This is a genomic window from Mesorhizobium sp. B2-5-13, from assembly GCF_006440535.1.
Lineage (GTDB): Bacteria > Pseudomonadota > Alphaproteobacteria > Rhizobiales > Rhizobiaceae > Mesorhizobium > Mesorhizobium salmacidum.
On the sequence record NZ_VFUI01000020.1, the window covers coordinates 33183 to 51627 of the forward strand.

The window sequence follows — 18445 nt, forward strand, 5'->3', positions numbered from 1 at the left end:
CGATCCATCATGTTTTTTCGATTGCTTCGCCTCATTCTGGTCCTGGCGCTTGTCGTTGCGGCGCCGCTGTCGTTCGAGGCGGCGGCGCAAGGCGTTGGCCAGGCGCCCGCCGGACTGGTCGCCGACCAGCAAAAGATCATCCAGGGCCTGACGACCAAGGCCGACAATTTCGAGAAGCAGACACAGCAGGATGGCGAGGACGACAGCAACCTCGTCGATATCCGCCTGCAGCTCGAGGAATTGTCGCGGCAGTCGCTGACCAGCGCGCTGGCGTTCCGCACGCGCCTGGGCGAAATCAACAGCCGGCTCGAACAGCTAGGGCCGCCGCCTGCCGCGGGCCAACCGGCGGAGCCCGACGTCGTCAGCGGCGAGCGCCAGGCGCTGACGTCCGAAAAGGCGGAGATCAACGCGGTCATCGCACAAGCTCAGACCTTGTCGATCCGCATCAGCGGGCTGATCGACAAGATCGGCAACATGCGCAGCGCGCTGTTCCGGAATCTGTTGACCAAGCGCTACGTACTCTCGGACGCCTTGAGCCCGCAGGTGTTTTCCGATGCGCGCGACGAGTTCGGCAATTTCTACAAGGCGGTGTCGTCCTGGCTGAGCTTCGCCATCAAGTTCAAGTTCCAGGCCATCCTGGCGGCAACCTTCGTGGCGCTCGGCCTTGCGCTGGTGCTGCTGGTCGGCGGGCGGCGCCTGTTCGGGCGGGTGTTCGAGGCCGACTCCAGCAATGAGGACCCGTCCTATCTCAGCCGTCTTTCGGTGGCGTTCTGGTCGACCTTGCTGCCGACGGTGGCGGTTGCCGCCTTTCTCGGCTCGACGATCTTCTTCTTCAACTATTATAATGTTTTGCGCGGCGATATCGGGCTCTTCCTGAATGCGCTGGCGGCCGTCATCGGCGTGGTGTTTTGCGTCAATCGGCTGACCAACGCTGCGCTCGAGCCGCGCCTACCGAACTGGCGGCTCATTCCCGTCGAAACCGGCCCGGCGCGCTGGCTGGTGCGGCTAGCGACAGCCATGGCCGTGGTCATCGGCGCCAACTATTTCCTGTCGATCGTCAACGACAAGATGGGCTCGCCGCTGTCGCTGACCATCGCCCGCAGTTTCGGAGCCGCCATAACCGTCGGCGTCATCCTGATGCTGATGGCGATGCTGAGGCCGTTCAGGGCGCGTGACGGAAGCTGGCGACCATGGCCGGCATGGCTGCGCTATACATCGCTCGCCCTTGGCCTGTTCACCATCGTCGCGGCGCTGCTCGGTTATATCGGCCTTGCGCTGTTCGTCTCACAACAGGTCGTGGTCACCGGCACGGCGCTGATAACAGCCTATATCGGCTTCCTGTCGGCGCAGGCGATCGGCGAGGAGGACGCTTTCGCCAACACGTCGGTCGGGCGCTGGCTGTCGGCCAATTCCAGCTACGAGGACACCGCGCTTGACCAGCTCGGCCTTGTCGTCAGCATCGCCATCAACGTGATGATCGTGCTGGTGTTCCTGCCGCTGATCCTTTTGATGTGGGGCTTCCAGCCTGGCGATATCGAAGCGTGGGCGTACAAGCTCGCAACCGGGATCAATATCGGTTCGGTGACGATTTCGGTCACCGGCATCCTGTCGGGCATCGTCGTCTTCGTCATCGGCTATTTCCTGACGCGCTGGTTCCAGGGCTGGCTCGACGGCTCGGTCATGGCGCGTGGCAAGGTCGATACAGGAGTGCGCAACTCGATCCGGCTGGCGGTCGGCTATGCCGGCGTTGCTCTTGCGGCGCTGGTCGGTATTTCGGCGGCCGGCATCGATCTCTCCAGCCTGGCACTGGTCGCCGGCGCTCTCTCCCTCGGTATCGGCTTCGGCCTGCAGAATGTGGTGTCCAATTTCGTCTCCGGCCTGATCCTCTTGGCCGAGCGGCCGTTCAAGGTCGGCGACTGGATCGTGGCCGGCGACGTCAGCGGCACGGTCAAGAAGATCAGCGTGCGCGCCACCGAGATCGAGACTTTCCAGCGGCAGTCGGTGATCCTGCCCAATTCGAACCTGATCAACAATGCCGTCGGCAACTGGACGCACCGCAACAAGCTCGGCCGCATCGACATCAAGGTCGGCGTCGCCTATGGCAGCGACGTCAAGCATGTCCACGCCGTCCTGCTGGAGATCGCGCGCAGCCATCCGCTGGTGCTGAAGAACCCCGAGCCGTTCGTGCTGTTTTCCAATTTCGGACCCGCCGCGCTCGAATTCGAGATCCGTCTGTTCCTGGCCGATGTGATGAACGGAAACATCGTGCAGAACGACGTCCGCTTCACCGTGCTGGAGAAATTCGACGATCAGCACATCGAAATCCCTTCAACGCCTCGCGCGGTCGTCGAGGCCAAGAAGCACGTGGCATGGCCGACCGATGACGACAAGATCGAGGCCGATTTCGCCGAACAGCAAGAGGCTAAGGCGCAAGCCGAGGCCGAAGCGAAGCGTCAGGCCAAATCAGGCCGCAAGACACGCAAGCCCGATCCGGATTAGATTTGAGGCGTTGCACGTCGCCAAGACCAATTGCGGCATGAATGCGGCATTCAGTTGCGGTTCAGCTTCCATCTCATATAAGCTCCATGCAAAGGCGAAAATGCCTTGTGAAATGCAACAGAGGCGGTGGGAACACCGATATTGCAAATGTGGAAGTCTCTCGTCGCCGCCGTGGCTTTGCTCGCCGTGAGCGGCTCCGCCCATGCCGCAAGCGCGGTCAACAAGGACGCCGAGACGCGCACGCTGGTCGTGACCGAGGGCGGCAGCAAGACCGAGCTTGCGCTGGCCGGCGGCGAAACCGTCGAGTTCTGCCAGAACGGTTGCTTCGTCACCTTGCCCAATGGCGACCTCGAAGCCCTGACCGGTTCGGAAACCGTCGAGATTTCCGGCGGTGTCGCCCGCATCAAGTAATCTCGGTGGCATGATTGGAAAGGCCGGGCGTTTGCTCGGCCTTTTATCATTTCCGGTAGCTGTCTAACAATGACGCTGAAAATCCCCCCGCGTCAGCCGTTTGCATCGTGTTCGAGCAGCTCGACCTCAAGCGCTATCGTCCCGGCATGATCAAGGTCGAGGTCGGCGCGCCGCCCTGTAGATAGGCCAGGTCGTGGTCAAGCTGAAAACGGCGGGCTACCAGCTTGGCTTCCTGGCCCAGGACGTGTGGGCGTTTGCCTGATGGGTAGCTGTTTTCCCTGATTTGGGAAGGGTCGCGCCGCATCTTTGGCGTGTCGCAAACAGGCGGTAGCGCCGTGCCCGTCGCCTGCATATTGTGCGCCGATCAAGCGGGCGCCGACGCCGCCCGCAACAGCATTTCTGGAGTCGCGGGCAATGGCAGAGTTTCCGAAAAAGGCGAAGGTCGTCATCATTGGCCTTGGCGGCATTGTCGGCGCATCGATCGCCCATCATCTGATCGAACGCGGCTGGGACGACATTGTCGGCATCGACAAGTCGGGCATCCCGACCGATATCGGCTCGACCGCGCATGCGTCGGACTTCTGTTACACCACCAGCCATGATTTTCTGTCCTGCTGGACGACGCTCTATTCCATCGATTTCTACGAGAAGATGGGCCACTACGCGCGCGTCGGCGGCCTTGAGGTCGCCCGTGTGGGCGACGACGGCCGCATGGACGAGATCAAGCGCAAGATCGCTTCGGCCAAGGCTTTCGGCACGCGCGCCCGTTTGATCGAGCCCGCCGAGATCAAGGAAAAATTCCCGCTGATCGAACAGGACCTGGTGCAGGGCGGCCTGTGGGATCCGGACGCCGGTCTCGTCATTCCGCGCTCGCAGACCGTTGCCGGCAAGCTGGTCGACCAGGCCGAAGCGTCCGGCAAGCTCAAATCCTTCGCCAACACGCCGGCGAAGTCGCTTGTCGTCAAGGATGGCCGCATCAGTTCCGTGGTGACGGACCGCGGCACGATCGAGGCCGACTACGTCATCGTCTGCGCCGGCATCTGGGGCCGGCTGATCGCCGAGATGGTCGGCGAGGACCTGCCTGTCATGCCGATCGACCATCCGCTGACCTTCTTTGGCCCGTACACCGAGTTCGCCGGCACCGGCAAGGAGATCGGCTGGCCGCTGCTGCGCGACCAGGGCAACTCGGCCTATATGCGTGACACTGGCGATCCCAAGACCGCCGAGGGCGGCCAGATCGAATGGGGCTATTACGAAGAGACCAATCCGCGCCTCTGCCACCCGCGCGACCTGCTGGAGAAGGACCAGGCGCGGCTGTCGCCGTCGCAGCGCGATCTCGACATGGAGCAGATCCTGGCGCCGCTCGAACGCGCCATGGAACTGACGCCGATCCTGGGTGAACTCGGCTATAACGAAAGCCATTCGTTCAATGGCCTGCTGCAGGTGACGGCCGATGGCGGCCCATCGATGGGCGAAAGCCAGAAGGTGAGGGGGCTTTGGTATGCCGTCGCCATCTGGGTCAAGGACGGCCCGGGCATGGGCAAGCTGATCGCCGATTGGATGACCGACGGCCGGACCGAGATCGACCACCACGCGATCGACTATGCGCGCTTCTATCCGCACCAGACCAAGGAACAGTTCATCTGGGATCGCTGCACCGAGACGGCGATGAAGGTCTACAATCCGGCGGTGCATCCGCGCGAACCCTTCTCCAAGGCCCGCAACATCAGGCGTTCGCCGTTCTGGGAGCGCGAGAAGGAACTCGGCGGCTATTTCATGGAACTCGGCGGCTGGGAGCGCGCCCACGGCTACGCCGCCAACGAGCATCTGCTTGAAAAGTATGGAAACCGGGTGCCGGTGCGCGAGAACGAATGGGACAACCGCCATTTCTGGCGCGTCTCCAACGCCGAGCATCTGGCGATGAGCGAGGATTGCGGCATCGTCAACCTCTCGCATTTCTCCATGTATGATATCGAAGGACCCGACCATGTCGCGCTGCTGGAATGGCTGTGCGCGGCCAAGATCGGCGGCGACAACAACATCGGCAAGGGCATCTACACCCACTTCCTCGACGAGGAAGGCATGGTGCGCGCCGACTTCACCGTGATCCGCATGGCCGACCGCTGCCGGCTGATCGACGGCGCCGACGCGGGGCCGCGCGACTTCCAGTACATGCGCCGCACGGCTCAGGACAAAGGTTTTGATGTTACCATCACCGATGTGACCGAGAAGTACGTCACCATCGGCATCTGGGGGCCGAACGCGCGGGCGACCTTGCAAAAGGTGGTCGAGAACCCGGATGGGCTTTCGCCGGAGAATTTTCCATTCGCGGCGATCAAGCCGGTCAGGATCGGCGGCAAGGACGTCACCGCGTTCCGCATCTCCTATGTCGGCGAGCAGGGCTGGGAACTGCATATGCGCTACGAGGACGGTCTGGCCGTCTGGGACGCGCTGCGCTCGACAGGCGTCATGCCATTCGGCGTCGAGACCTACGCCAATACGCGCCGCATGGAGAAGAGCCTGCGGCTGCAGAACGCCGACCTCTTGACCGAGTATAATCTGCTCGAGGCCGATCTTGCCCGGCCGAAGGTCAAGGAGAACGATTTCTGCGGCAAGGCGAAGCATGTGGAGTATCGCGAACGCGCGCACCAGCCCGCCATGCTGTGCACGCTGGTGATGACCGAGAATACGGACTCCAAGGGAGTTGTCCGTTATCCCGTCGGCATCATGCCGGTGATGGACCCCGAAAGCGGGGAAACACTGGTCGACGAATTCGGCCGCCGCTCCTTCACAACATCGGTCGCCTATGGCCCGACCATCGGCAAGAACATCGCGCTCGCCTATCTGCCCTGGGCCTATGCCCAGGAGGGCCGCAAGCTCACGGTCGAGTATTTCGGCGAGACTTATCCGGTCGAAGTCGCCAGCGTTGGCTACAAGCCGCTTTACGACCCGGAGAATCTCAAGCCGCGGAGCTGATCGCCCGCGGCCGGGCTCGCTATTGGATCAGCGCGGCCACGGCCGGGCTTTTCTCTTTTTCGGTGGGCGATTCTGGCTTAACCTTGCGCAATGTCTGGTTTGCTCTGCGCGAGACATCTGCTTTCGGTCACTGCCGCACTGGCGCTGACGCTCTGGCTGGCGCCGAGATCCCACGCCGACGAGCCGGTCGATGTCGAGCTGGTGCTTGCGGTGGACGTTTCGCTGTCCATGTCGGCGGAGGAACTTGAGATCCAGCGCCATGGCTACGCGGCGGCGCTGACGCATGACAATGTGCTGCAGGCGATCGCCGATGGCGCCTATGGCAAGATCGCCGTCACCTATGTCGAATGGGCTGGCACCGGCTGGCAACACGTCATCGTACCGTGGACGGTGATCGCAAGCCGCGCCGACGCCGAGCGGGTGGTGGCGCAATTGTCGGCCCAGCCGCCCAACAGCGCACGGCGCACCTCGATCTCCGGTGCATTGGAGTTCGGCAGCGACCTTTTCGCCGAAAGCGGCTACCAGGGAACCAAGCGCGTCATCGACATTTCGGGCGACGGGCCGAACAACCAGGGCGCGCCGGTCAATCTCGTCCGCGACGGGGTGGTCAGCCAAGGCATCGTCATCAACGGCCTGCCGCTGATGACCCGGGGCGGCTTTTCCGGCGTCTATGACATGAACGATCTCGACCGCTACTACAGCGACTGCGTCATCGGCGGCGCCGGTGCCTTCATGATCCCGGTCAATGACTGGACACAATTTCCCGAAGCCATCCGCCGCAAGCTTGTGCTTGAGCTTGCCGGTCCGGCGTCACCCTATTGGGTGGCGGAGGAGGCGGACTATCCGCCAGTGGAGCTGGCGCAGGACAAGCCCGCCGCCGACTGCCAGGTCGGCGAGAAAATGTGGCGCAACCGCAACTGGATGCCCGACAGCAGGTAGAGCAATTCCAAACCGGGTTGCCGGCTGCTTTGCGCGCAAACACGTTCCTGTTGATTGACAAGCCCATCGGCCTCTGTGAACAATTTCCTCCAGAAAAACAAAAGGGGAACTGACATGAACAGGATAACCGTCTTTGCCGCGACATTGACGCTTGCCGCGGGGTTGACCGCGCCGGCGATGGCCGCCACGTCACTCACCATCGGCATCAGCGGCTGGACCGGATTCGCGCCGCTGACGCTCGCCAAGCAGGCAGGGCTGTTCGAGAAGCATGGCCTCGACGTGACCTTGAAGAAGGTGCCGCAGGCCAGCCGGCCGCTCGCCATCGCCAGCGGCGACCTGCAATGCGCCGCCACCACGGTCGAGACCTGGCTGGTCTGGAACGCCAGCGGGGTGACCACCAAGCAAATCTTCCAGCTCGACAAATCTTACGGCGCCGACGGCATCGTCGTGCGCAACGACATCAAGACCGTCGCCGACCTCAAGGGCAAGAATGTAGCGTCCTCCGCGCCGGGAACGTCGCCCTATTTCATGCTGGCCTGGGTGCTGAACAAGAACGGCATGTCGACCAAGGACGTGACGGTCGTCAATCTCGAGCCTGACGCGGCGGCGCAAGCCTTCCTCGCCGGCCAGAATGACGCGGCCGTCACCTACGAGCCCTTCATCTCGGCCGTGCGCGACAAGGCCGACCAGGGTCATATCCTGGCGACCACGCTCGACTATCCGATGGTTCTCGACACGGTCGGCTGCACGCCCGAATTCCTCAAGGCCAATCCCGACGCCGCCAAGGCGCTTGCCGACAGCTATTTCGATGCCCTCGACATGATCAAGAAGGATCCGCAGAAATCCTACGAGATCATGGGCGCCGACGTGAAACAGTCGGCCAAGGAATTCGAGGATTCGGCGAAGTACCTGAAATGGGCCGACAAGGCCGCGAACAAGCAGTTCTTCACCAAGGAATTCCAGGACTTTTCCAAGACCGCCGGCGACCTGCTGCTGCAGATGGGGCTGATCAAGGAGGCGCCCGACGTCGCCACGCTGGCCGACACCAGCGCCGTGGCGAATTGACGGTTCAACCCTTGGATACCGTGCGGCGGCGCAGTGCGCCGCCACTTTCCCGCTGACAAAGGATGAAGATGCGCCCCTTGCATCCTGTCTCACCGAGCCTGCGAACAGTGCTCGGTATCTCCTTCTTCGTGCTGTTCGTGGCCTTCTGGGCCTGGATCACACTTGGCGGCCACGTCAACCGCATCTTCCTCGCCGACCCGCTGTCGATGCTGCGGGACGGCTGGCGGCTGCTGGTCGAGGACCGTTTCTGGCTCGACATACTGATCACCATCTGGCGGGTCTTCGGCGGTTTTGTGCTGGCCTCGGTCGTCGCCGTGCCGCTCGGCATCGCCATGGGCGCCTGGAAACCGGTGGAAGCGTTTCTGGAACCCTTCGTCTCCTTCGCCCGCTACCTGCCGGCCTCGGCTTTCATTCCGCTGCTCATCCTGTGGGCCGGCATTGGCGAGCTGGAAAAGCTGCTCGTCATCTTCGTCGGCTCGGTGTTCCAGGTCATCCTGATCATTGCGGTCAAGGTCGGTTCCACACGGCGCGATCTGGTCGAGGCCGCCTATACGCTGGGATCGACCAACAATGGCATCGTCAGGCGGGTGATCATGCCGGCCAACGCGCCCGAGATCGCCGAGACGCTGCGGCTGGTGCTCGGCTGGGCCTGGACCTATGTCATCGTTGCCGAACTGATCGGCTCGTCGTCGGGCATCGGCTATATGATCATCAACAGCCAGTCGCGGCTGGCGACCGGGCAGATCATCTTCGGCATCATCGTCATCGGCCTGATCGGGCTGTTGTCCGATTTCGCTTTCAAGGCGTTCAACCGCTGGCTCTTTCCATGGAGCCTGGCGTGAGCAAGCTTCTCATCGAGGGCGTTGCGCGCACCTTTGCCGGCGTGCGCGGCGGAGAGCCGGTCAGGGCGCTGATGCCGGTGGATCTCGCGGTCGCGGCAAATGATTTCATCACCATACTGGGGCCGTCCGGTTGCGGAAAGTCGACGCTGTTGAGGATCGTCGCCGGCCTGGAAGCGCCAAGCGAAGGTCGCGTTCTGCTCGACGGCAAGGCGGTGACGAGACCCGGGCCGGACCGCGGCATGGTCTTCCAGTCCTACACGCTTTTCCCATGGCTGACGGTCGCCGAAAACATCGCTTTCGGCCTGCGCGAACGCGGCATGGCCGAGGAGGAGAGGGACGGGATCGTTGCCTCCTATGTCGATCTCGTCGGGCTGAAGGGGTTCGAGAATCATTGGCCGAAGCAGCTTTCCGGCGGCATGCAGCAGCGCACGGCGATAGCGCGGGCACTGGCCAACGATCCGGAAATCCTGCTGCTGGACGAGCCGTTCGGAGCCCTCGACAACCAGACGCGCGGGCTGATGCAGGAATTGCTGCTCGGCATATGGGAACGGCGCAAGAAAACGGTGCTGTTCGTCACCCACGACATCGAGGAGGCGATCTTCATGGCCTCGCGGGTTATCGTGATGACGGCGCGGCCCGGCCGCATCAAGTCGGATGTCGCCATCGACCTGCCGCATCCGCGCCACTACACGCTGAAGACCAGTCCGGAATTCTCGGCGTTGAAGGCACGGCTGACCGAGGACATCCGCGTCGAGGCGATGCGGACCGCAGAGGTGCACTAACCGTTCACGGCTCGGTCGTCTGCGGTTTGGCGTCAAGCCGCCAGCAACTGCTTGCGGTCTACGCGCTCCTGCTGCGGCGAGCGGGCGTAGAGCTCGCGGTAGCATTTCGAGAAATGCGAGGCCGAGACGAAGCCGCAGGCGACCGCCACCTCGACCACCGGGAGCGACGACTGGATCAAGAGATGCCGGGCGCGGTCGAGGCGGATTTCGAGATAGTAGCGGGCTGGGGAGCGGCCCATCTCGGTGCGGAACAGGCGCTCGATCTGGCGGCGCGACAGGTCGACATGGTCGGCGATCTCGATCAGCGACAGCGGCTCGGACAAATTGGCCTCCATCAGTTCGATGATGGTCAGCACTTTCGAGTTCTGCACGCCAAGGCGGGCGCGCAGCGGCAGGCGCTGGCGGTCGGTGGGGCTGCGCACACGGTCGGTCAGCACCTGCTCGCACACGCGGTTGACGAGGTTCTCGTCGAAATCGTCGCCGATCAGCTTCAGCATCATGTCGAGCGCGGCGGTGCCGCCGGCGCAGGTGTAGATGTTCTGGTCGATCTCGAACAGGTCGGCAAAGACATTGGCCTTCGGGAAGGCCTCGGAAAAGCCCGGCAGGTTTTCCCAATGGATGGCGCAGCGCTTGTTCGACAACAGCCCGGCGGCGGCCAGGATATGCGCACCGGTGCACAGACCGCCGACGGCGACGCCGCGGTTATATTCCTCGCGCAGCCAGGCAAAAGCCGACTTGTTCTGATAGCGCTCGACATTGGTGCCGCTGCAGACGATGGCCATGTTCGGGCGGTCCGGCCCGGCCATCTTCTTGCGTTCCTCCTCCAGCGAGGTGTTGACCGCACACTCCACGCCGTTGGAGGCGCGCACCGGCTTGCCGTCAATGCTGGCAAGGCGCCAGCGATAGGCCTCGTAGCCGAGCATCCGATTGGCGGAGCGCAACGGGTCCAGCGCGGTCGCAAAAGCGATCATGGTGAAATCGGGAACAAGGAAGAACACAAACGACCGCTTGATCGGATGCTTGACGGCGTTCACGGGGAACCTCATCTGGCCATGACGCGAACAGGATGTCGCGAATAGCATAGCGTCATCAGGAAAAACCATTCCTGTCAATCGGCTAGGCGGCTTTGGCAAGATTAAATTTGCGACATGGGTCGCAAATGGGCAATCGCAGCGCGGTGCTGCTCAAACCAGGCCACCGTCAGGTTGTGAAAAGGTGATGGAAGCGCAACAGATAAACGCCGCCTCGGCGGAGCCGAAGCGGCGGCTGTCAACTCTGAAGCCGTGGCAGGGAGCGCGGCTGTGGAGGTATCAGGCGACGAAGCCGAGACGCGCCGCGGCCATGGCGCCGGTCTGGCCGGGCATGGTGTTGGCAAGACGCTGACGCTCGAGAGCGGTGGTCAGGTTCATTTCGCGGCGGGCGAAGAGGCGGGCAAAAAGCTTCATGATCATCTCCAATCGGTTGCTCAGACGGGTCGCCTTCGCTTGATGGAGTGGGGCAGCTCGTTTGCTGACGGTGATATAGGCTTGTGTGAGCAGGAACTAAATCGCAAAAGCGAAGCGCTTGATATGAAAAGCGACACCGGATGCGACAAATTTTGGCAGGCTGCGAGCAATATGCCTAGGATTCATGAATATTTGCAGCGAGTTAATCTGAAAATCGAGCTGCTATGCGGCTTGCTCATATGCGCCATGCAGCGGCGGCATGGCTCCTGAATTCGTTTGAATACAAATGAAATAGAGAAGGCCTGCCGGGCGGGTTGCGCGGCAGGCCTTCAGCACGGGGTACACACGATCTACTTTGCTCCAGCCCAGGATCCGACGCCATTGCGAATGCCGGTCTTGGTGTCGGAAGCTTCCGGCCAGCCGATATCCTTCTGCAACTCGATCGGCAGGGAACGGATGGCGCGTTCGGTCTGGTAGCGGGCGCGGGCCGCGTTGAATTCGGTCGCGATGCGGCCGAGGGATGAGAGGATAGACATTTCGATCTCCTTTGCTGCGGCGCGGAGGCGCCGGCAATGCATTACGTCAGGTCTGTTTCAGCTACATTACACGTCGAATGCAGGTCTGCGCCGTAGTCGTTTCGTGGCCGCTTTGGCAGCATGCTGCTTCGATGGAGTTGACTATGCTCCTGATCTGATGTTCAATCAAACGAAATGGAATGATGTTTTGTATCAGAAAAATTGAAGGTCGATCGTCATGAACGCCCCACTCAATCATCCGCTGCCGCTGCTCGACCTCGACGTTTTGCGCACCTTCGTGGCGATTGCCGAGACCGGCAGCTTCACCACCGCGGCCAATGCGGTGTTCCGGACCCCGTCGGCCGTCTCCATGCAGATCAAGAAGCTGGAGGATATTCTCGGCCGCTCGGTGTTCGCGCGCGATGCACGTTCGGTGACGCTGACCACGGACGGCGAAATGCTGCTCGGCTATGCCCGGCGGCTGTTGTCGATCAACCGCGAGGTGGTGTCGAAGTTCATTATCCCCGATATTGTGGGCGTGGTGCGGCTTGGCTCCCCGGATGATTATGGCGAGCGCGTGCTGCCGCATGTGCTGAAGCGTTTCGCGCAGTCGCATCCCTCGATTGCCGTCGACGTCACCATCGACCAGAGCAGCAATCTGCGCCGGCGCATGGACGACCGCGCGCTCGACATCACGCTGTTGACGAACTCCTATAAGACCAGCGCGCTTGGCGCCGAGGTGCTTTTGACCGAGCCCATCGTGTGGGCCGGCGCCAAGGGCGGCTGCGCGCATCTACGCGAACCGCTGCCGGTCTCATTGTGGGAAGAAGGCTGTGCCTGGCGGGCCGGTGCGCTCGAGGCATTAGGCCGCGAGGGCCGCAACTATCGCGTCGCTTACATGAGCGCCCATACCGCAGGCCAGCGAGCCGCGATCATGGCAGACCTTGCGGTCGCGCCGCTGCCGCGATCGTTCCTCGGCAACGACATGGTCGAACTCTGCCCAAAGGACGGCATGCCCGATATCGGCACTTACAATCTTGCCATGGTGGTGGCGCCGGACGCCAGTGCGCCGGTCAAGGCCGTCGCCGACCACATCCGCGCGACTTTCGAAGTATTTAGGGAAACCGGCAAGTTCTGATCATCCGGGATAGTCGGACCGAAGGCGCTGCTCCGCCGCCTCTGCGGAGGCGGCGATCGGCGAAGGGCTCTGGCTCAGGAAAGCAACGATGTGTTGGCGCGCGCGCCGCGCTTCCGGCATGTCAATCAGCGGCCAGACGTGGAACATGCCTTCCTCGTAAACCAACTCCACCTCGACACCGGCGGTGCGGGCTTTTTGTGCAAAGATCAGATTGTCGGGCGTGAGAAGATCGCGGGAGCCCGTCAGGAGCAATGTCTTCGGCAGCACCGACAGATCGCCATAGACCGGGCTGATGCGCCAGTCGGTCGGATCCATACCGGCACTATAGAGCCGGATCGCCTCCCGCCCACCGGCAATGCCCAACCATGGATCGTTCCGCTCCGCCTCGAATACTTCGGGGTTTGCGAGCGAGACGTCGAGGCCGGGTGAAATCAGCACATGGCGCGAGGGCAGGGGCAGGCCCGCTTCCGCGGCCATCATGGTCAGCACCACGGCCATGTTGCCGCCGGCGGAATCGCCCATGAAGATGATGTCTTCCGCCTCTGTCTCCTCGAGCATCCGGCGATAGACAGCGCCGACCATGCCGAACATGGCGTGGAAGTTGTGCTCGGGGGCGATTGGATAGATCGGCACGGTGATGCCGTAGCCCAGCCGGTCGGCCATGTCGGCGATCAGATACCAGTGATAAGGCGTGATCTCAAAGACATAGGCGCCGCCATGCAGGTAGAGTATCTGCTTGTGCTCTCCGGCCCTGGGCGCGATTTCGTAGACCGGAAACCCGTCAACGCTGCGCGTCTGGATATCGTAACGCTGCTGCAGCAAGGCCGGCGGACGGTGATCCTCGGTCTTGCGCGCGGCCGCTATCCAGCGCTGCAGGTTTTCCGGGCTGGAAAAGGCCTGCTTGCGGCTGTGCCTGAGCACGAAGGACACGACGTGACTTTTCAAACTTGGCATGCGGATACACGGACTTCGGCGGCAGCCGACTAAGAGAATTCCCCTTCATTCTTGAAGATCGTGCCCTGGCCAAAGATGTCAAGATCAGCGCCTTGTCCACACGCTGGTGTGATCAGTGGCGCGGCAGAAGTGCCGCGCGCAGCCTGTTGCGGGCCGTCGGGGACGTACGAGGTCCCCGGCGAAGGCCGAGCAATTTGCATTTGTCGGTGAAGGTCATCAGCGCGTCGTACCCAGAAGCAGCGAGGCGAGCGTGGCCTGCGGATCGTTCGGCGGCGATGCCGGCCACCCGATGTCCTTCTGGACATGCGCCGGCAAGCTGTTCAGCGCGCGGATCGCCTTATTCCTGGCATGAGCTTGCCTGACGGTCACACCGAAGCGGCCGAGACTTTCGAACATCGACATTTTCATCTCCCTTGAAGAACGGCAGTGGCCAAGGACTTCTCGGCCGCCGTTCGATGCGGGGTAAATGCGCCTGCCATGTATCGGATGGATTTCGCGGAAATAGCGCGTTCGTTTCCAGATCGGCCTAATCTGGAAACATTGCATACAAATGAGTTTTCGAGGCGCCGAAGTCGTTTTCAGGTCCCAATAAATTGGACGTCCTCGGGCGGTGGTGCGCTGCGAATCGAATAGAAAATAGTTGACAAGTCGCCCCGCAACTGCCTGTAATTGTGCAGCGCAGCAGCAGAAGTGTGCGTTGCAGCACAACGCGGAAACCATGACTGGGGTCATCGTGCCGAGTATCCACAGCATTCAGTATCTGCGGGCGCTAGCTGCGAGTGCTGTGGTCTGCTTCCACGTCAGCGAGCAGTTCGACGGCCCGTTCTCTGTCGGTGCCGCCGGGGTCGACGTCTTCTTTGTGATCAGCGGTTTCATCATGTGGGTGACGACGGCGAGCCGCCCGGCGGATCCAGTGGGCTTCATCGGCCGCCGGATCACCCGCATCGTGCCGCTCTACTGGATCGTCACCTTCATGACTGCCGCAGCCATGCTGATCAAGCCACAGTTTTTTTACGATCAGTTGCTCAGCCCGCTGAGTCTCGGCCGTTCGCTGTTCTTCTTGCCGCTTCTGCAAGACGGCGCATTGCATCCCGTCGTCCTCCAGGGTTGGACGCTGAGCTACGAGATGATGTTCTATCTCGTTTTCGCCCTGACTCTTTTTCTGGGCGAACGATGGCGTCTGGGCGTGCTCGTCGGCAGTCTCACCATCATCGTCGCGCTGCATTTTGTCTTGCCCGACGGATATGCGCGTTCCTTCACCAGCCCAATCGTGCTTGAATTCGCTGCCGGCGTCATTCTCGCACGCCTGTGGCTCCAGGACGTTAGGCTCTCGTTTGGGCTGGCCCTGACGCTGCTTAGTGGTGGGTTTCTTCTGCTCGCCGTCATCCCGTTGGTCGACGCCGATATGCCGCGCGTATTGCGCTGGGGCATCCCGGCCATGCTGATCGTGGCGGGTGCGGTCTTTGCCGAACGCGCTCGGCCGTTCAGGCCTGTGGCCTTGTTCAGTTTCCTCGGCGAAGCCTCCTATTCGATCTATCTTTGGCACGCCCTGGTCGCCGTCGCGGTGACGGGCATCACCTTGCGGCTCGGCGTGCTGCCGGCATTGCAGCCGGCGCTGATCGTCGTTCTCAGCCTGGTGTTCTCGGCGATGCTTTATCCGGTCGTTGAAAAGCCGCTCATCCGGGCGCTGCACCCCTCACGCGCCAAAGGCGTCAAGCGCGGAAAAGAGACCCCGCTTACCCAGGCTGCAGACACATGAATCCGATCGCAACGGCCTGAAGCGGTTCGTCAGTCGCGGCTGCGCCGTGCGGCGTGGCCTTCGCGCGAGCGCCTTCGCGGTGCTGAATCTCCGGCGATGCCATCCTCGCTGACCGTCTTGCGTGGCGGCAGTTTCACCGCCGCCGACAGTTTCGGGAAGGGATCGACCTTGTTGGGCAACGCCATGGCATAGACGAAATGCTCCTGGAATTTCGGCTCCAGCGCGGTCTCGATCTTCTCGATCTGGCTCACCGTCTCCTCAATCTCGCGACGATAGCCGCGATTGAGCAGCGCCATACGGGCACCGGCGCCGGCGGCGTTGCCGACGGCCGAGACCTTGTCGAGATCGCAATCGGGGATAAGGCCGAGCACCATGGCGTATTTCGGATCGATGAAGGAACCGAAGGCACCGGCGAAATGGATGCGGTCGACATGCTCGGTGTTCTGCTTTTCCATCAACAGCTTGGTGCCGGCATAGAGCGCCGCCTTGGCAAGCTGGATGGCGCGTACGTCGGTCTGGGTGATGGTGATCTTGGGTTCGCCTTCCTTCAGCACGTAGGAGAAGGTGCGGCCGTTGGCGACGACGCGCGGCGAGCGCGCGGCCAGCGAACCGTCGACGACACCATCCTCCGAGATGATGCCGGCGAGATACATTTCGGCGACGATCTCGATGATGCCGGAGCCGCAGATGCCGGTGACGCCGGTCGCCTGCACGCTGTCGAGGAAGCCCGGTTCGTCGGACCACAATTCCGAGCCGATGACGCGGTATTTCGGCTCCAGTGTGTCGGGATCGATGCGCACGCGCTCGATGGCGCCGGGCGCGGCCCGCTGGCCACCGGAGATTTCGGCACCTTCGAAGGCCGGACCGGTGGGCGAGGAGGCAGCCACGACACGCGCGCGATTGCCGAGTACGATCTCGGCATTGGTGCCGACATCGACGATCAACATCATCTCGTCCTGGCGATGCGGGCCTTCCGACAGCGTCACCGCCGCCGCGTCGGCGCCGACATGGCCGGCAATACAAGGCAGCATATAGAGGCGCGCGCCCTGGTTGAGCTTCAGCCCGATATCGGATGCCTTGATGCGCACGGCGCCCGAGACGGCAAGCGCAAAGGGGGCTCCGCCGAGTTCGGTCGGATCGATGCCGAGGAACAGGTGATGCATGATCGGATTGCCGACGAAGACGGAATCCAGGATGTCGTTGCGCTGGACATTGCCTTCCGCGCAGACCTTGTCGACGAGGCCGGAGATCGCCTCGCGCACGGCCACCGTCATGCCTTCGCGGCCATCCGGGTTCATCATCACATAGGAGACGCGGCTCATCAAATCCTCGCCAAAGCGGATCTGCGGGTTCGACGTTCCGGACGAGGCGGCGACGCGGCCCGACAGCAGCGATACCAGATGCATGGCGATGGTGGTCGAGCCGATGTCGCAGGCCAGCCCATAAGCCTCGTTCTTGAGGCCCGGCCACAGCGCGATGACGCGCGCGATGTCACTGTCGGCATCCTTTTGGATGGCAGCGGTAGCGGTCCAGTTGCCCTTGCGCAATATGCCTTGCACCTGCGGCAGCAGGTAAAAGTCGAATTCGAGGTTTTTAAAGCCCCAGTCCTTCATCAGCGCGTTCTTGAGCCGGTCCAGGTCGCCTGATGGGTTGTGCATGTCGGGCTCTTCGATCTCGACATAGCACATGCGGATCGCCGTATCGCGGGCGATCACCCTGGTGTCGGCATCCTTGCGGATGGTCTGCGCGTTGATGACGGTGTCCTGCGGCACGTCGATGACGAGATCACCGAGAATCTGCGCCGAGCAGGAGAGGCGGCGCCTTTCGGGCAGGCCGCGCACGCGTTCGTAGCGCTCTTCCTTGGGACCTTTGGGCGAGATGTGGTCGTTTGAGGAGGTGATCTTGTGCTTGGCGAAATTGCCTTCCTGCACCTCGATCTGGCAGCGCCCGCAAGTGGCGCGTCCGCCGCACACGCTCTCGACATAGACGCCGAGCTGGCGCGCGGCGTCGAGCACCGGCGTGCCGACAGGGAACCGCCCGCGCTTGCCTGACGGCATGAACAGCACGAGCGGATCGGTAATGTTTGCAGGTGAATTCACGATTGCGCGCTTATCCCCGGCCCATCCGGGCTTCACGACCGCCGCGCCGGCGGCTGCCATTGCCGCCGCCTTCGCCCGGTGCATTGACCGCTGTCGGCGCCGCCACCGCGTGGCCGCCTTCGGCCGGCTTGTAATCCTTGTAGGTCTTGATCCATTTGGTGCAGTTCTCGTCGGTGCCGTTCAGCACGTTGGCGCCGCGCACGGCTTCCATTTCCTGCGGCCGCACCGGGTTCATGATCGCCGAAGTCATGCCGGCGCCGATCACCATCGGGATGAAGGCGGCGTTGATGCCGTGGCGGTGCGGCAGGCCAAACGAGATATTCGACAGGCCGCACGTGGTGTTGACCTTGAGCTCTTCGCGCAGGCGGCGCAGCAGCGCGAACACCTGGCGACCGGCATCGCCAAGCGCCCCGATCGGCATGACCAGCGGGTCCACGACGACGTCGTGCGCCGGGATGCCGAAATCGGCGCAGCGCTGCACGATCTTCTTGGCGACGGCGAAGCGCACGTCCGGGTCCATCGAAATGCCGGTCTCGTCGTTGGAGATGGCGACGACGGGCACGTTGTATTTTTTGACCAGCGGCAGGATGGCTTCGAGTTTTTCCTCCTCGCCGGTGACGGAGTTGACCAGCGGCCGGCCCTTGGCGACCTTCAGCGCGGCCTCGATCGCGGCGCTGACGGAACTATCGATCGACAGCGGCAGGTCGACCAGGCCCTGGACGATTTCCAGCGTCTGCACCAAAAGACCAGGTTCGGTTTCGTTCGGGTTGACCGAAGTGACGCCGGCATTGACGTCGAGCATGGTGGCGCCGCAGGCGGCCTGCTCCAGCGCGTCCTTGATGACGGTCTCGAAATTGCCAACCACCATCTCGGCGGCGAGCTTCTTGCGGCCGGTCGGGTTGATGCGTTCGCCGATCACGCAGAAGGGCTGGTCGAAGCCGATGATGATTTCTCGTGTCGCCGAGGCAACGATGGTCCGGGTCATGAAATCTCTCCGTCGTGATATAAAGAGTTCTTTATA

Annotated in this window: 16 protein-coding genes and 1 pseudogene; 10 read left to right on the forward strand and 7 right to left on the reverse strand. The window is 62.4% G+C overall.

Features of this window, described 5'->3' with window-relative positions; genetic code table 11:
• Window positions 1-9: 9 nt before the first annotated feature.
• The 8 genes and pseudogenes from FJ434_RS24430 (at window position 10) to FJ434_RS24465 (ending at window position 9514) form a co-directional block, all read left to right on the forward strand.
• Entirely contained in the window at window positions 10-2499 is a 2490-nt protein-coding gene (locus FJ434_RS24430; RefSeq protein WP_140751868.1) for a mechanosensitive ion channel family protein, read from the forward strand.
• A 147-nt stretch (window positions 2500-2646) separates the two neighbouring features.
• Window positions 2647-2910 (forward strand): hypothetical protein, encoded by a 264-nt coding sequence (locus tag FJ434_RS24435; RefSeq protein WP_027145877.1) that lies wholly within the window; start codon window positions 2647-2649, stop codon window positions 2908-2910.
• A gap of 104 nt (window positions 2911-3014) precedes the next feature.
• Window positions 3015-3172: pseudogene (locus FJ434_RS30635) on the forward strand (FkbM family methyltransferase); the annotation flags it as partial.
• A gap of 152 nt (window positions 3173-3324) precedes the next feature.
• The gene (locus tag FJ434_RS24445; RefSeq protein WP_140751867.1) at window positions 3325-5886 is read left to right on the forward strand and encodes an FAD-dependent oxidoreductase; all 2562 of its coding nucleotides are present in this window, start codon (window positions 3325-3327) and stop codon (window positions 5884-5886) included.
• Window positions 5887-5976: 90 nt separating this feature from the next.
• Window positions 5977-6825, forward strand: a complete 849-nt coding sequence (locus tag FJ434_RS24450) for a DUF1194 domain-containing protein (RefSeq protein ID WP_140751866.1) — start codon at window positions 5977-5979, stop codon at window positions 6823-6825.
• Window positions 6826-6939: 114 nt separating this feature from the next.
• A complete protein-coding gene (locus FJ434_RS24455; RefSeq protein WP_140718098.1) occupies window positions 6940-7890 on the forward strand; it encodes an ABC transporter substrate-binding protein in 951 nt (316 codons plus the stop codon).
• A 68-nt stretch (window positions 7891-7958) separates the two neighbouring features.
• The gene (locus FJ434_RS24460) at window positions 7959-8732 is read left to right on the forward strand and encodes an ABC transporter permease (protein ID WP_140502780.1); all 774 of its coding nucleotides are present in this window, start codon (window positions 7959-7961) and stop codon (window positions 8730-8732) included.
• Entirely contained in the window at window positions 8729-9514 is a 786-nt protein-coding gene (locus tag FJ434_RS24465; protein WP_140502631.1) for an ABC transporter ATP-binding protein, read from the forward strand. The genes FJ434_RS24460 and FJ434_RS24465 overlap by 4 nt, the downstream gene beginning before the upstream one ends.
• A gap of 32 nt (window positions 9515-9546) precedes the next feature.
• Here FJ434_RS24465 and FJ434_RS24470 read toward each other — a convergent pair whose 3' ends face one another.
• The 3 genes from FJ434_RS24470 to FJ434_RS24480 all read right to left on the reverse strand — a co-directional run bounded on the left by FJ434_RS24470 (window position 9547) and on the right by FJ434_RS24480 (window position 11495).
• Window positions 9547-10485: a GlxA family transcriptional regulator gene (locus tag FJ434_RS24470; protein WP_263485819.1), complete on the reverse strand. Its 939-nt coding sequence runs from the start codon at window positions 10483-10485 to the stop codon at window positions 9547-9549.
• Between the two features lie 339 nt (window positions 10486-10824).
• Window positions 10825-10959, reverse strand: coding sequence for a hypothetical protein (locus tag FJ434_RS30525; protein ID WP_013894968.1), 135 nt, complete (start codon window positions 10957-10959; stop codon window positions 10825-10827).
• A gap of 350 nt (window positions 10960-11309) precedes the next feature.
• Complete coding sequence (locus FJ434_RS24480) at window positions 11310-11495, reverse strand: hypothetical protein (RefSeq protein WP_027145885.1); 186 nt, start codon at window positions 11493-11495, stop codon at window positions 11310-11312.
• A 217-nt stretch (window positions 11496-11712) separates the two neighbouring features.
• Here FJ434_RS24480 and FJ434_RS24485 point away from each other — a divergent pair, with 217 nt between their 5' ends.
• Window positions 11713-12612 carry a LysR substrate-binding domain-containing protein gene (locus FJ434_RS24485; RefSeq protein ID WP_015317416.1) on the forward strand — a complete coding sequence of 300 codons (900 nt, stop codon included), beginning with the start codon at window positions 11713-11715 and terminating at the stop codon, window positions 12610-12612.
• Here the strand turns inward: FJ434_RS24485 and FJ434_RS24490 are convergent, their stop codons facing one another.
• Together FJ434_RS24490 and FJ434_RS24495 are read right to left on the reverse strand one after the other, a co-directional pair.
• Window positions 12613-13566, reverse strand: coding sequence for an alpha/beta hydrolase (locus FJ434_RS24490; RefSeq protein ID WP_140718102.1), 954 nt, complete (start codon window positions 13564-13566; stop codon window positions 12613-12615).
• A 216-nt stretch (window positions 13567-13782) separates the two neighbouring features.
• Window positions 13783-13968, reverse strand: a complete 186-nt coding sequence (locus FJ434_RS24495; protein WP_140502635.1) for a hypothetical protein — start codon at window positions 13966-13968, stop codon at window positions 13783-13785.
• Window positions 13969-14263: 295 nt separating this feature from the next.
• Between FJ434_RS24495 and FJ434_RS24500 the strand changes: the two genes are divergently transcribed.
• Complete coding sequence (locus FJ434_RS24500; RefSeq protein ID WP_246678389.1) at window positions 14264-15325, forward strand: acyltransferase; 1062 nt, start codon at window positions 14264-14266, stop codon at window positions 15323-15325.
• Between the two features lie 29 nt (window positions 15326-15354).
• Here the strand turns inward: FJ434_RS24500 and FJ434_RS24505 are convergent, their stop codons facing one another.
• Both FJ434_RS24505 and FJ434_RS24510 read right to left on the reverse strand, forming a co-directional pair.
• A complete protein-coding gene (locus tag FJ434_RS24505) occupies window positions 15355-17484 on the reverse strand; it encodes an ASKHA domain-containing protein (protein WP_140751865.1) in 2130 nt (709 codons plus the stop codon).
• Window positions 17435-18409, reverse strand: a complete 975-nt coding sequence (locus FJ434_RS24510; RefSeq protein ID WP_027145888.1) for a methyltetrahydrofolate cobalamin methyltransferase — start codon at window positions 18407-18409, stop codon at window positions 17435-17437. Before FJ434_RS24510 ends, FJ434_RS24505 begins: the two co-directional genes overlap by 50 nt.
• Window positions 18410-18445 lie beyond the last annotated feature (36 nt).